15 protein-coding genes and 1 tRNA gene are annotated in these 14118 nt (G+C 60.1%); 11 read left to right on the top strand and 5 right to left on the bottom strand.

Annotated elements, in window-relative coordinates:
• The first annotated feature begins 75 nt into the window (after positions 1–75).
• The 5 genes from MSKU9_RS13325 to MSKU9_RS13305 all read left to right on the top strand — a co-directional run bounded on the left by MSKU9_RS13325 (position 76) and on the right by MSKU9_RS13305 (position 2729).
• On the top strand, positions 76–372 hold the full coding sequence (locus MSKU9_RS13325; RefSeq protein WP_141261878.1) for an accessory factor UbiK family protein: 297 nt from the start codon (positions 76–78) through the stop codon (positions 370–372).
• A 149-nt stretch (positions 373–521) separates the two neighbouring features.
• Positions 522–1025 (top strand): type III secretion system chaperone family protein, encoded by a 504-nt coding sequence (locus tag MSKU9_RS13320; RefSeq protein ID WP_025439569.1) that lies wholly within the window; start codon positions 522–524, stop codon positions 1023–1025.
• Positions 1025–1861, top strand: a complete 837-nt coding sequence (gene proC / locus MSKU9_RS13315; RefSeq protein ID WP_141261877.1) for a pyrroline-5-carboxylate reductase — start codon at positions 1025–1027, stop codon at positions 1859–1861. Before MSKU9_RS13320 ends, proC begins: the two co-directional genes overlap by 1 nt.
• A gap of 57 nt (positions 1862–1918) precedes the next feature.
• Positions 1919–2560: a TetR family transcriptional regulator gene (locus MSKU9_RS13310; RefSeq protein ID WP_141261876.1), complete on the top strand. Its 642-nt coding sequence runs from the start codon at positions 1919–1921 to the stop codon at positions 2558–2560.
• Positions 2561–2654: 94 nt separating this feature from the next.
• Positions 2655–2729 (top strand) — tRNA-Gln (locus MSKU9_RS13305).
• A 193-nt stretch (positions 2730–2922) separates the two neighbouring features.
• Here the strand turns inward: MSKU9_RS13305 and MSKU9_RS13300 are convergent.
• Both MSKU9_RS13300 and MSKU9_RS13295 read right to left on the bottom strand, forming a co-directional pair.
• Positions 2923–3978: an alpha-E domain-containing protein gene (locus MSKU9_RS13300; RefSeq protein WP_141261875.1), complete on the bottom strand. Its 1056-nt coding sequence runs from the start codon at positions 3976–3978 to the stop codon at positions 2923–2925.
• Positions 3960–5429: a circularly permuted type 2 ATP-grasp protein gene (locus MSKU9_RS13295; protein WP_141261874.1), complete on the bottom strand. Its 1470-nt coding sequence runs from the start codon at positions 5427–5429 to the stop codon at positions 3960–3962. Before MSKU9_RS13295 ends, MSKU9_RS13300 begins: the two co-directional genes overlap by 19 nt.
• A gap of 45 nt (positions 5430–5474) precedes the next feature.
• On the opposite strand from MSKU9_RS13295, the gene MSKU9_RS18125 reads away from it, so the two are divergent.
• From MSKU9_RS18125 to MSKU9_RS13285, 3 genes are all read left to right on the top strand, one after another.
• Complete coding sequence (locus tag MSKU9_RS18125; protein ID WP_162515740.1) at positions 5475–5639, top strand: hypothetical protein; 165 nt, start codon at positions 5475–5477, stop codon at positions 5637–5639.
• 74 nt (positions 5640–5713) lie between these two features.
• Complete coding sequence (locus MSKU9_RS13290) at positions 5714–6631, top strand: transglutaminase family protein (RefSeq protein WP_141261873.1); 918 nt, start codon at positions 5714–5716, stop codon at positions 6629–6631.
• Positions 6628–7710 (top strand): zinc-binding metallopeptidase family protein, encoded by a 1083-nt coding sequence (locus MSKU9_RS13285; protein WP_141261872.1) that lies wholly within the window; start codon positions 6628–6630, stop codon positions 7708–7710. The genes MSKU9_RS13290 and MSKU9_RS13285 overlap by 4 nt, the downstream gene beginning before the upstream one ends.
• 90 nt (positions 7711–7800) lie before the next feature.
• Here MSKU9_RS13285 and MSKU9_RS13280 read toward each other — a convergent pair whose 3' ends face one another.
• Complete coding sequence (locus tag MSKU9_RS13280; protein WP_141261871.1) at positions 7801–8748, bottom strand: LysR family transcriptional regulator; 948 nt, start codon at positions 8746–8748, stop codon at positions 7801–7803.
• Between the two features lie 106 nt (positions 8749–8854).
• On the opposite strand from MSKU9_RS13280, the gene MSKU9_RS13275 reads away from it, so the two are divergent.
• Genes MSKU9_RS13275 through MSKU9_RS13265 form a run of 3 tightly spaced genes read left to right on the top strand, consistent with a single transcriptional unit; the run spans position 8855 to position 11591 of the window.
• Entirely contained in the window at positions 8855–9598 is a 744-nt protein-coding gene (locus MSKU9_RS13275; protein WP_141261870.1) for a (Fe-S)-binding protein, read from the top strand.
• Positions 9595–11007 carry a lactate utilization protein B gene (locus tag MSKU9_RS13270; RefSeq protein WP_141261869.1) on the top strand — a complete coding sequence of 471 codons (1413 nt, stop codon included), beginning with the start codon at positions 9595–9597 and terminating at the stop codon, positions 11005–11007. The genes MSKU9_RS13275 and MSKU9_RS13270 overlap by 4 nt, the downstream gene beginning before the upstream one ends.
• Positions 11004–11591 (top strand): LutC/YkgG family protein, encoded by a 588-nt coding sequence (locus tag MSKU9_RS13265; protein ID WP_141261868.1) that lies wholly within the window; start codon positions 11004–11006, stop codon positions 11589–11591. Before MSKU9_RS13270 ends, MSKU9_RS13265 begins: the two co-directional genes overlap by 4 nt.
• A gap of 57 nt (positions 11592–11648) precedes the next feature.
• On the opposite strand, the gene MSKU9_RS13260 is transcribed toward MSKU9_RS13265, so the two are convergent.
• Entirely contained in the window at positions 11649–11918 is a 270-nt protein-coding gene (locus MSKU9_RS13260) for an HU family DNA-binding protein (protein WP_010514654.1), read from the bottom strand.
• A gap of 342 nt (positions 11919–12260) precedes the next feature.
• Positions 12261–13961, bottom strand: coding sequence for a hypothetical protein (locus MSKU9_RS13255; protein WP_227002498.1), 1701 nt, complete (start codon positions 13959–13961; stop codon positions 12261–12263).
• Between the last annotated feature and the right edge of the window lie 157 nt (positions 13962–14118).

The following is a 14118-nucleotide window of genomic DNA, read 5'->3' as shown; positions in this document are numbered from 1 at the left end:
TGTCTATAGTAGCTGCTTTCATCTCGCGCGTGGACTGGCACAGGACGCGGCGCGGAACGTCATGGAGTACCCACTATGTCCGACAGGCCCCGCATTTTTGATGACCTAGCCGGTGTGGCCGGTGGCGCGTTCTCGGCGCTGGCTGGCGTGCGTGAGGAAATCGGCGCCATCGTCCGCGCCCGCGTGGATGAGACACTGGGCAGCCTGAACCTTGTGCGCCGCGATGAATTCGAGGTCGTGCGCGAAGTCGCGACCCGTGCCCGTCTGGCGCAGGGCGAACTGGAAAACCGGATCAGCCGGCTGGAAGAGCGTGTATCCGACCTTGAAGCCAGCCTGACCGCGCCCACCACGTCCCCGCGTTCGGGACTGTAAGCACAACGCTTGCAGCGCGTGCCGGTGGGCCATAGTGTAACAGGACGGTCCGCGCCCTGATTCCCCGCAACAGGCCACGGACCGGATGCAGAGATACGGAATCCGGCCCATGTCCGGATTTCCTCCACGACGGCTTCGGGGAGTGCCACATGCCAGCTCTGACTGAAACAGCGATCCCACGCAATACGAATCCACTCGATCTGATGGAACGGATCGTGGGCGGATATGACTGGAATTTCGAACGCCGCAGCGATTCGGAAATGGCGGCCGAGGCACCGGGCAAATGGTGCGACCATGGCCTGTTCTTCTGCTGGTCGGAAGAAGTGAACGCCATGCACTTCACCTGCACGTTCGACCTCAAGGTCCCCGCCGACCAGCGGCGCAACCTGTTTGAACTGCTCGCACTGGCCAATGAACGGCTGTGGATCGGTCATTTCAGCATGGACCCGGACCACGGTACGCCCGTGTTCCGGCATGCGGTGCTGCTGCGTGGGTCACGTGGCGCATCGGTGGAAAGCCTGGAGGACATGATCGATATCGCCCTTACCGAATGTGAACGTTTCTACCCAGCCTTCCAGTTCGTGCTGTGGGGCGGCAAGAAACCGGCGGAAGCACTGGAAGCCGCAATGCTTGACTGCGTAGGAATGGCCTGATGACCGAAACGCTTCCCCCCCTCCTGCTGATCGGCTGCGGCAAGATGGGCGGCGCGATGCTGGATGGCTGGCTGAAGGAAGGGCTGGCCCCGTCCTTCATCGTCGATCGCCACCGGGAATCCGTGCCCGCTCCGCACCATCTTGTCCGCAGCCTTGATGATGTCCCGGCCGATTTCCGGCCGGGCATGATCATACTGGCCACGAAACCGCAGAAGGTGGACGCCGTCCTGCCAGCGGCTGCGCAATTCGCCATCCATGCGCCCGTCATATCGGTACTGGCGGGCCGCACGGTGAAAAGCCTGACGGACGCGCTGGCAGCACTGCAGCCACCGGGCAGCCCGATACCCATCGTAATCCGCACCATGCCCAACACACCCAGCGCCATCGGGCAGGGCATGACGGTCTGCTACGCGCCCCCCAACGCAACACCCGCACAGCGCAAGCTGTGCACGCGCCTGCTGCGCGCGGTGGGGGAAGTGGCGTGGGTCGACCATGAAGACCAGATCGATATCGTCACCTCCATTTCCGGTAGCGGACCGGCCTATGTCTTCCTGCTGGCGGAACTGCTGGAACAGCTGGGCGTGGCCGATGGCCTGCCGCCCGATCTTGCCCGCCTGATCGCGCGCCAGACGGTATCGGGCGCAGGCGCGCTGATGCAGCAGAGCGGCATCGACGCCGCCACCCTCCGCCGCAACGTAACCAGCCCCAACGGCACGACGCAGAAAGCGCTGGAAGTGCTGATGGCTGATGGCGCATGGCCCGCAACCCTTGCCGCCGCCCTGAAGGCAGGGGCAAAACGGGCGCGTGAACTGTCGGGCCCGCAGCCCGTTTCATGACCACGTGGTGCCGTATACCCACCACCGATACCTTTAACCCGGAAGATTATGCCCTCCATGGATAACGACCTGTTTGACGCCACCCTTCTCCGCTCAGCGTTGGAACGTGCTGCTTCGCACGGATGGCGACGCGTGACGGTCGTTGACGCGGCCCGGGACGCCGGGCTGAGTCTGGAGACCGCGCGCAGGCGTGCGCCATGCAAGGCGATGCTGCTGCTGACGCTGGGCCGGCTGGCGGATGAGGCCGCACTGGTGGAGGACGAATCAGAAGGCAGCGTGCGCGAAAAGCTGTTTGACATGCTCATGCGCCGGCTGGATGTGTTCCAGCAGTACCGCGAAGGCGTGCGCAGCGTGCTGCGCGCCCTGCCCACGGACCCGGCGCTGGCCATCCTGCTGGGGGGGGCGACACTGGAAAGCATGAAGTGGATCGCCAACGCGGCGGGAATGGAAACAAACGGGCTGACTGGCGGTCTGCGCCTGCAGGCCCTGCTGGGCGTCTGGACCATGACCCTGCGTGCATGGGACAGGGATGACAGTCAGGACATGGGCACCACCATGGCAGCACTTGATCAGGCGCTGGATCGTGCTGCGCGCTTTACCGGCCTGCCCCCGGCAGCACCGCAGGCCCCGATGTCCGGTACCGGGTATGACGCGGGCACCGACCCGCTGGTGGACCTGCCGCTGGAACCTTCGGCCTGAATAAACCCGATCGGGCTGTCCCCCCTTTACGGGACGGCCCTTTAGACATTAGAAGATCACCGTATCGCACGAATCGTGCGATTACCGGACTTATTGGGGCGTAGCCAAGTGGTAAGGCAGCGGATTTTGATTCCGCCATGCGGAGGTTCGAACCCTCCCGCCCCAGCCAGTCATGCCTGAAACCGTAATGTATCGGGCACCGGTCATCTGGCGCGGCCTGCCATGACGCATGACCACATCATGGCAGACCAATCTACCCACGCGACACCGTGCAAATGCAGAAGACGTTTTTGGTGAAGCCTTTACTTAAAAAAGGCAGCGACCAAAAGCTTTCATGACTTCCTCATCAATGTATTATTTCCCTAATCCTGCATCTGTTCCATGTGCCCCGGCCCGATGGACTGGACGGATATGGCGGGCGGCCAGAAGGCATGGGCAATTTCGTTCTGGATCTGCCGCAGTTCGCGCTGGATCCAGTCCATGTATTCATGCAGGCCCCGCATGATGATGTCTTCCACCGTCTGTTCAACCAGTGTCACGCGCAGTTCCTCTATCCGTTCCATGATCGGGGCGCAGTGACGCAGGCGGTATTCCCCCGCCAGTGATCCAAGCACGCTATAGACACTACGCAGGCTGGTGGACAGCGAGCGGGGAAAGCCATCATTTTTCAGCAGGAAACCCACGATATTGGCGGGTGTCATCCCCTCGGGCAGGACACGGCGGAAGGCATGGTACGCCGCTGCTGACCGCAGCACGGATGTCCACTGGCTCATGTCGATATCCGAACCGATCCCGACACCACTGGGCAGCAGGGTATGGTATTTTATGTCGATCAGCCGCGTGATCTGATCCGCGCGTTCAAGGTTCTTGCCAAGGATATAGAACAGCCACGCCTGATCGCGGTACAGCGTGCCCTCGGTTATGCCAAAATGGGTCTGGCAGTCCTGCTTCAGCCGTGTGCACAGGGTGGACAGATAGCTCGCACCGACATCATCAGGCCCCAGTTCCATGACCCAGCGCGTAAAGACATTCAGGTGCATCCACATCTCGGTCGAGATCAGGGGACGCAGTACCCGCGCGTTTTCCCGGGCATAGCGGGCCATGGACACGATGGAATCCGGATTGTCGGAATCTGTGATGTAAAAGGCCACGACGCTGCGTTCGCCCGCGGTCTCATGGCGCTGGAAAAACAGGCCCTCATCGGCATTGATGCGAATGACGCTGTCCCATCCCGCATCCGGGTTGGTCGCTGAAACCGATGTACTGGTCACATCGATCAGACGGGCAAGGTTTTCAATACGCTCCATATAGCGCGCCAGCCACATCGTGCTTTCGGCATAGCGCGAAAGCAGGTTGCGCAGCCCCGGCATGACCGGGGCGGGAAAGACCGAAACCTGTGTCATGATGCCAGCACCCATGTATCCTTTGACCCACCACCCTGCGATGAATTGACCACCAGCGACCCCTTGCGCAGCGCCACGCGCGACAGACCGCCGGGCAGCACCCATGTATCGCGCCCGGTCACGGCAAAGGGACGCAGGTCCACATGCCGCGCCTCGACTCCTGCGGGACACAGGGTCGGCGAAACCGACAGGCTTATGACCGGCTGGCTTATGTAATTCGCCGGGTTGGCGCGCAGCAGGGCGCGGAATTCATCCAGTTCCGCCTGTGTCGCGTGGGGACCGATCAGCAGCCCGTACCCACCTGATTCGCCTACCGGCTTGACCACCAGCCGTTCAATATTGGCCAGCGTGTATTCCAGCCCCTCGCACTCGGCACAGATATGGGTTTCCACATTGGTCAGGATCGGTTCTTCATCCAGATAATAGCGGATGATGCGTGGCATGTAGGCATAGACCGCCTTGTCATCCGCAACGCCCGTGCCAATGGCGTTGGCCAGCGTCACATTGCCCCGGCGGTAGGCATCCACCAGTCCCGGCACGCCCAGCATGCTGTCGGGATTGAACACCTGTGGATCGAGGAAATCGTCATTCAGCCGCCGGTAGATTGAATGGACCGGACGGGGGCCGGCTACGGTGCGCATGTACACACGCCCCTCCTCCACCATCAGGTCGCGTCCTTCAACCAGCGGTATGCCCATTTCACGCGCAAGAAACACATGTTCGAAATAGGCAGCATTGTAGATACCCGGTGAAAGCAGGACCACCTGCGGATCATCCACACCCGTGGGTGCAACCTCCGCCAGAGCGCGGTGCAGGCGGGGACCATATTCATCCACCGGGCGGATGTTCAGTCCCCGCGCGAGGTCAGGCATGAGACGCAGCATCATCTGCCGGTCTTCCAGCACATAGGACACGCCCGACGGCGTGCGGGCATTGTCTTCGAGCACCAGAAAGCGGCCTTCACGGTCGCGCACAAGGTCGGTGCCGTTGATATGCACGTAAACCCCGCCGGGTACATCCAGCCCCACCATGGCCTGACAGTAATTGGCGTTGCCCAGCACCAGATCGCGTGGCACCACGCCGTCATTCAGGATATGCCGATCGTGGTAAATGTCATGCAGGAACAGGTTGATGGCGCGCACGCGCTGCTGCACGCCGCGTTCGACATGATCCCATTCCCTGGCCGTCAGCACACGGGGAATGACATCGAACGGCAGGACGCGGTCAATCGCCTCCCGATCGGAATAGACGGTAAACGTGATGCCAAGACGATAGAACTGCGCTTCCACCGCAGCCGCCCGGCGCCGTAGTTCAGCCAGGTCAAAATGGGCCAGGCGGTCGCGCACCAGTTGCAGGCCGGACGGCGGGATATCATCTCCGCGATTGAGCAGTTCACAGAAAAAATCCGGAATGTCGTATGTCGCGAACAGTCCGGCGGCCTGTGCTGCCATCTTCATATCGTTCATGTCCTACCCCCGCTGGCGTGGAGGTGGATCAGGCGCGAAGGAATCATGTCCGCCCACCTGCAATTTCGTTTCGATCCGTTTCTAGCGGAGCAAGAAAATCGTCTCTTGCCAAGAACGAATCTGCATTCCCTTCCCATTCAGGTCAAAATGCCGGAAAAATACGATATTGCCGCCGCCACCAATCCTGATAGCGTGGACGGTGACACATAAACCACGTCCGAACCGCACCATCGCCGGATCACGATGGCAGGCATGCGGAACAGTTTTCCGGGGCTCTAGATTAAATGAACGCGCATGCCATACTGGTCCACCACACACGGTACCGATACGACCGGCCCGTTCACCTTGGCCCGCAGACCATCCGCCTGCATCCCGTGCCGGGCTGTCGCAGTATCCTGTCCCATAACATGGACGTAGCGCCCCTGCCCTGTACGCGCATATGGGGGCAGGATACGTTCGGCAACCGGATCGCCCGCATCACGTTTCCCGAACGCGTTACGCATTTCGATATCACCATCCGCCTTGCAACAGACCAGACACCGGTCAACCCGTTCCACTTCACCCTTGACCCTTCCGCCCGCCACTGGCCTGCCGGCAGGACATGCGACGACCCCGCCCTTGCCCCCTACAGGCTGAATGCGGCCGATAGCGGCGACGGGTCGCCCACCCCGCTGCTTGATGCTTTTGTGCGGGAATGGCGCGCCATGCTGCCCTGCCCCACACTGGACCTGCTGGTGGACCTGACCCGGGACATCGCATCACGCATCACCTACCGCATCCGACCCGAAGCGGGCGTATGGTCGCCAGAAGAAACCCTGTCTCATGGCGCCGGTTCATGCCGCGACAGCGCGTGGCTGCTGATCGCCGTGCTGCGCAGGCTGGGCTTTGCCGCCCGGTTTGTATCGGGCTACCTGTTCCAGCCGGACCTGAACGCACCGGACCGGCTTGGCTGCGACCTGCATGCATGGACGCAGGTGCATGTACCCGGTGCGGGATGGATCGGGCTGGATACGACATCGGGCCTGCTGGCGGCACAGGGACACATCCCGCTTGCGGTCGGCACGACCCCGCAGCAGGCTGCCCCTGTCAGTGGCCTGCTGGACCAGTGCGTCGCCACATTTGAAGCCGTGATGGAAACCATGCCCATGCCCCCCGTCGCGGATATGGCATCCACCGCGCGCCGGGCTATACACCCCTCATGAAACTGTTTTTCTGCCAGTCATGCCAGCAGGTCCTGTTTTTCGAGAATACGGCATGCGAACGCTGTGGCCACACGCTGGGCTATGTGCCGGAACGGACTGTCCTGTCCGCACTGGACGCCATGGGGGACGGGTTGTGGCAGCCACTGGCCACACCGGCGGCCCCGCCGCGCGCACTATGCACCAACAACGCCTACAGCGCGTGCAACTGGCTGGCTGAACCGGGGCAGCCCTTCTGCATCGCATGCAGTTTCAACCGCACCATTCCCAACCTGTCGGTGCCGGGCAATATCGCGCGGTGGCAGAAGGTGGAAGTGGCCAAGCACCGCCTGTTCTACAGCCTGCTACGCCTCGGCCTGCCCCTGCGCAACCGGCGGCAGGACCCCGAAGGCGGGCTGGCGTTCGATTTCCTCGACAGCCTGCCTGATGGGACGCCCGCCATGACGGGCCATATGAACGGCGTCATCACCATCGCCCTGAACGAGACGGATGATGCACGGCGTGAACAGCTGCGACAGGAAATGGGGGAATACTACCGCACCCTGCTGGGCCATTTCCGCCATGAAATCGGGCATTACTACTGGAACGTTCTGATCCGGGACGCGGGGCCTGACCGGCTTGCCGCCTGCCGGGCCGTGTTTGGCGATGACCGTCGCGATTATGCCGACAGCCTGAAGGCCCATTACGCCGCCCCGGCCACTGACGCATGGCGTGGCCAGTATGTCAGCCACTACGCCACGTCCCACCCGTGGGAGGACTTTGCCGAGACATGGGCGCATTACCTGCACATCATCTCGACCCTTGAAACCGCATGGGCCTATGGCATGTCCATTGATGCCGCAGGGGCGCATGCGCCACCGCTGCGCACCACGGTCCGGCGCGATCCCTATACCGAGATGTCATTTGATGAAATCACGGATGGATGGCTGCCCCTGACCTATGCGGTCAACAGCCTCAACCGTTCCATGGGACTGCCGGATTTCTACCCGTTCGTACTGACGCCGGATATCCTGCGCAAGCTGTCCTTCATCCATGAACTGATCCGTGACAGCCGGATGGACCAGACAATCATTGAGAATTAATAAAAGTTTCCCGGCACCGCCCTTTTCCAGAAAATCGGCGTGCCCCGAAGCCTTCTGAAAAAAGCATCACCAGAAACGGCCTTGTGATTTTCAGGCCGTTTCTTCCTCGTCCTCCCGGACGGGTGCTACGGAAATGGCGCTGTCATTCATGTCCCGGCAGCACGCGCGCAGGGTGGAAATGAAATTGGCCAGCAGTGGCACATGCTGCCCCGCCCGCATGGCGATGGCCAGTTCCGCGCGCGGCGCCTTGGCGCCCAACGAATGGTAGGTCACGCCGCCAGAATGGATCTGGTGCAGCGAACGCGGCACGACCGATACCCCAAGCCCGGCTGCCACCAGCGGCACGGTGGAGGCGATCTGCGGGGCCTGCTGTCCCATGCGCGGCGTGAAACCGGCATTATGGCAGGCGGACAGGATCGCATCATGAAATCCCGGACCGAGTTCACGCGGGAAGATGATGAAGGGTTCATCCACCAGCATTTCCAGCTCAAGGTGGGGGTGGACGGCCAGCGGGTGCCCCTTGGGCAGGGCCACGACCGTTTCCTCCTCCAGCAGGGGGGACACCAGCAGTCCTGCCCCGTCTGGCACCGGCGGGCGGACAATGGCGATATCTATGGCCCGGTCGTGCAGGCTTTTGCGCAGGGCGGGGGTATTGCTTTCCTCAAGATAGATCGTGACATCGGGCCAGAATTCCCGGAAACGCCGCACCGTCAGCGGGATCATGGGCAGCAGAGAGACCGCCCCCGCCAGCCCCACGCGGATATGCCCCTTCTCACCCCGCGCCAGCCCCTGCGCCGTGGCAAGGAACTGCTGCTGCATGCCCAGCAGGGCGCGCGCCTGATCCAGCAGCACCAGCCCCACATCCGTCAGCTTGACCCCGCGCGTCAGCCGCTGGAACAGAAGGACACCCAGTTCATTTTCCAGCTGCTTGATCTGCTGGCTCAGAGGTGGCTGTTCTATGCCTAGCTGCTCTGCGGCACGGGTAAAGCTTCCATTGTCAGCAACGGCTACAAAATAACGTAAATGCCTTAGATCCATATTCCATATAAATTATATATGGGAATGTCTTTCAATATATATTTGACGAAATAACATGGCTTGCGCCACGTTTCGCGCCAATCGTGCTGAGGATGAGTATCCCATAATGAAAATTGGCCTGTTCATTCCGTGTTATATCGACGCGTTCTACCCTGAAGCGGGCATTGCCACGCTGGAACTTCTGGAAAAACTGGGACAGGATGTCGAATATCCGCTGGACCAGACCTGCTGTGGCCAGCCCATGGGCAATTCCGGCTGCAATTCGGACGCCGCCGCCGCGGAAGCCCTGTTTGTTCGCAACTTCGCCAAATACGACAAGATCGTCATGCCATCAGGCAGCTGCACGCATCACGTCCGCGACAATTTTGATGCGATCCCGCAGACCGACGAAGTGCGCCACGTGCGGGAAAACACCTACGAACTGGTCGAATTCCTGCATGATGTCCTGAAGGTGGATGCCTTCCCCTGGGCGGAATTCAACCATACCGTGGGTCTGCACAACAGTTGCGGCACGCTGCGCGCCCTGCGCACGGCCAGCATGTCCGAGCTGGGTGAAAAACCGTTTTCCAAGCCGATGGACCTGCTGTCGAAGGTCAAGGGAATCCGCTTCGTCACCCCCAGGCGCCCTGATGAATGCTGCGGGTTCGGCGGCACCTTCTCGGTCACGGAAGAAGCCGTATCGGCCAGAATGGGTGTGGACAAGGTGCGTGACCATTATCAGGCAGGGGCGGAGTACATCGTCTCGGCCGACTCCTCATGCGTGATGCACCAGCAGGGCTGCGCCGAACGTGCGGGAGTACCAATCCGCTTCATTCATATCGCGCAGATCCTTAACGGAGCAGCTCAATGAGCAACAAGCCCGTCAACCATGCCAAGGCGGCGGAGCATTTCCTTGAGGATGCGCCCCACCTGCAGTTCCACGACGAACGCCTGTGGGACATGCGCCAGAAGCGTGACGCCCAGATGCACATCCTGCCTGAATGGCAGGAACTGCGCGAGGAAGCGTCACGCATCAAGGAACATACGCTTTCCCGCCTGCCCGAATACCTTGAGCAGTTCGAGGAAAACGCGAAAAAGAACGGCATTCACGTCCACTGGGCGCGCGATGGGGCGGAACACAACCGTATCGTGGGCGAGATCCTGAAGGCCCATAACGCGCGCAACCTGATCAAGAGCAAGTCCATGGTCACCGAAGAGTGTGACATGCGACCCTATCTTGCAAAACAGGGCGTCACCGTAACCGAAACCGACCTGGGCGAGCGCATCCAGCAGCTTGATGACCAGCTTCCCAGCCACATCGTGGTGCCGGCGGTGCACAAGCTGACATCGGACGTGGCCAAGATCTTCGCCAAGGATTACCACACCGACCCCAACATCCGTGACCCGCACCTGCTCGCCGAAGCGCAGCGCCAGGCAGCCCGTCCGGTGATCCTGCATGCCGATGCGGGCATGACGGGTGGCAACTTCGTGGTGGCGGAAACCGGCACGTTCGTGGTCTGCACCAACGAAGGCAACGCCGACCTGAGTGCGACGGTACCCAACCTGCACATCGCAACCATCGGGATCGAACGCCTTGTGCCACGCATGGCCGATCTGGGCGTATTCATCCGCCTGCTGTCACGCAGCGCGCTGGGATCACCGATCACGCAGTACACCACCCATTTCCGTGGCCCGCAGAAGGGTGGCGAAATGCATGTGGTGCTGGTCGATAACGGTCGTTCCGCCCGCCTTGGCATGGAAGATTTCTGGACGTCGCTCAAATGCATCCGCTGCGGCGCGTGCATGAACACCTGCCCGGTGTACCGCCGTTCAGGCGGCCTGTCCTATGGCGCGGTGTATTCCGGCCCGATCGGCGCAATCATTGACCCGACTTTCAATGAACGCAAATACAGCACGCTTCCCTATGCCTCGACGCTGAACGGAAGCTGCACCAATGTCTGCCCGGTCAAGATCAACATCCACGAACAACTGTACAAATGGCGTCGCGTGCTGGTGCAGCACCATGAAATGCCGTTCGTCAAACGTGAGATCATGCACATGGCGGGCAAGCTTATGGGCCAGCCGAAGCTGTACCGCGCCGCCATCAAGGCCACCGAGGTCTCGCTAAGCACCATGCCGCGCTTCGTGCTGTACAACTGGCTGAACCCGTGGGGCAAGCACCGCGAAAACCCCCATCCGGTCAAGCAGACCTTCAATGACTGGTACCGCAAGAACCGTGAGAAGGCCGAGCCTGCCGCCGCACCGGAGACCAAGAAATGAACACCGCACGCGACGAGATCCTGCAGGCCCTGCGCAACAACCGCCCCACGCCGGAAAACCACCCGCTTCCGCCGGTCAGGACACTGGGCGACCTTGATGCCAGCCGTGAGCGTTTTATCGCCAGCCTGAAGATACTGGGCGGTGATGTGCTGGAACCGGTCGGGGACGAAACACTGGATCAGGCCATCATGCGCCGACACCCGGATGCGAAGGTGATCTGTTCCAACGTGCCTGAAGCGAAGGGCACATTGCCGGTGGAGAAGGTCAAGACCCCGCAGGATGCTGCGGCAATCGATGTCACCGTGGTGCGTGCGCCTTTCGGCATCGCGGAAATGGGATCGATCTTCCTCAGCGAATCACAGCTACCGATCAATTCCTTCGCCCATCTGGGGCAGCATATCGTGGTGGTGCTGTCACCCGACTCGATCATGGCCAACATGCACACCGCGTATCAGGAACGACCGGAATTCAGATCTGCCAATTATGGCGTATTGATGAGCGGCCCCTCCGCCACGGCGGATATTCAGGGCGTGCTGATCCGGGGCGCACAGGGTGTGCGTTCCCTTTCGGTCTGGTTTGCCTGAACATTACAGGCGGCCCCTTCACGCCATTTTCCCGAAATGGTGCGAAGGGGCCTGATATCAGACAGCTTTCTTCAGATTTGGGCTGGCCTTGAACCGCACGGTCTTGCCTGCCTTGACCTTTACCGGCTCACCCGTACGCGGGTTCAGCGCCTTGCGGGCCTTGGTTTTCTTAACCGTAAACGTGCCAAAAGATGGCAGGGTAAAGCCACCCTCGCGCTTCAGTTCCTTTACAATTGCCGCGATCAGATCAGATGCAGCCTGATTGGCCGCGACGCCCGTGCAATCAATCGAATCCTGTATAACTGCTGCAATAAAGGCTTTACTCATCGTAACGGCCTGCTCCCTTCGGGCTGAAAATTGATGTCGTGAATATCCTGTTTCCGTAATCAAATGGGGCGATCGCCGCCATCTGGGCCGGACGGTCGCGGCTTTTAACCTGATGATTGGGCTTACACCAGCAATTTTTTGTTATCACATAAAAATTTCTGCTGTTGTGGTCAGCAAGAACCGTGGCCGTTTTACAAGCAGCAGTTATATTGGCTATCTTCCGCGATAACGTATTGTTTATATCGAAATCGTATCATTTTGGTCAAAAAAAATAACCCGGCAAAATGGCATCATTGCCAGATACGCTCCCAACCGGGGCATATCTGGCACAGGCCTTACCGATCAGCTTTTGAAATTCTGTACCTTCAGGTCCGTCACGCCGACGAAGGTAATCCGGGTATTATCTGTCAGGCTGACGGTCGTGTTCCCGCCAGCAATGGTGGCATTGTCCAGCATGGCCTGGATGGAAGACGATTTCGCATCATAACCGGACAGCTTGACGGCATTGCCTGCCGATTTACCAAAATCCTGAATAATGTCGTTACCGCCGGCCTTGCCCTTGATGAATTCGAATTCCGTCTGGGCGCTGCCCGCCACGAACAGGTCATCGCCCGTTCCGGCCCGCAGGGTATCGTACCCGCTACCGCCAATCAGGGTGTCATTCCCGCTACCCGCCCGGGCATACAGCTTGCCTGTTGACAGGCCCCCATCCAGCGTTTCGTTCCCGCTACTGGCATAATAGGTGGTGGTCGTCCCTGTATTTGCTGTCAGGTCCAGTCCAGCCGTACCGTAAATGGTGGCATGGCTGCCGGTCACGGTGTCGGAAATGCCATTGCTGCCATCAATGAAGGTCAGGCTGCCATGCACGCTGACCGAAATCGTGCTGGTGTCCACATCATCAAGATGGGTGGAATGACTGGCGGAAATTGTATCGTTGCTGCCACCACTCACGGTCAGTTTTGCATGTGCCTGGATGGTGCTGTCACTGACCGAATCGGTACGCAGGTTACCCTTGCCATAGATGGTGTCGGATACGCCACCGTCCACGGTCAGCTTTGCATGTCCCTGGATATTGCTGTCACTGACCGAATCAACAAGCAGGTTGCCCTTGCCATAGATGGTATCGGATACGCCACCATTCACGGTCAGTTTCGCATGTCCCTGGATGGTGCTGTCGCTGACCGAATCAACAAGCAGGCTGCTGTTCCCATAGATGGTGTCGGATACGCCACCATCCACGGTCAGTTTCGCATGTCCCCGGATGTTGCTGTCGCTGACCGAATCAACAAGCAGGCGATTGCTGCCATAAATGGAATCAGACACGCCGCCATCGATGGTGTTGGTATAGCGTGCGGGATTATGCTCCCCGAAGTAATCGTCATCCCCATAACCACTGATGGTGGAATTATTGACATCCTGGACCATCACGCCGTCAACGACCCGCAACTTCACGCCGCCACCGTTAAACTGTGCCGTGTCCCCGACGCTGCCCGGTACGTTCCAGTCCCCGGTTACGGTAGGGTGTCCATCAGCACCATAAATGGTGTCGGATCCACCCAGGACATGAACGGTGTCCCGCCCCTTGCCACTGACGAAATCCGTATTGCCACCAGCAGCGTAATAATTCACGTCCCCCGTCTTCGCGACATAATTCACCCTGCCCATGTTACCATCAATGACAGTGGTGGCCTGCTTGCCACCTTTCAGGGTGATCGTGCTGTCCAGTGGGGTGGAGGTGGTGCTGCCGATCTCGACCTCGGTGCCGGTCACGGTGAATTTGCCGCGGGTCGTTACCTGCTGGTTCACGCCGCCAGACTGGTCCATCACGGTATCAATCCCGGCCACGCCGAACATGCGCACGGCCAGCGCCGGAATATCATTGCCATAGGCGTGCTGCAGGGCAGAAACCTCGGCACCCGAAACATTGGCGAGCGACTGCAGGGCCGCGACCTCGCTCACCTGGTTCAGTCCCAGTATGATATCGCTATTGTCCGGGTTGATCCCCAGTGTCAGGCCGGTGGCCCCGGTTACGGTCACGCCCATGCATTCCGTTCCTTTTCACGCATTGCGGGAACATGCATGTCTCCCGACCTCGCTACAGATATCCGCTACCCGTGCCGCATGATCGCAACGACCGGGGAGGAGATGCTTTCACGACGGTAATTGCCAGCAATGGGTTAAGAATTTCAGAATCAGGGTC

It is taken from the genome of Komagataeibacter diospyri (genome assembly GCF_006538165.1).
In the GTDB taxonomy this organism is placed as follows: domain Bacteria; phylum Pseudomonadota; class Alphaproteobacteria; order Acetobacterales; family Acetobacteraceae; genus Komagataeibacter; species Komagataeibacter diospyri.
Note: the sequence above shows the minus strand (reverse complement) of the source record. Positions and strands in the feature narration are given on the sequence as shown.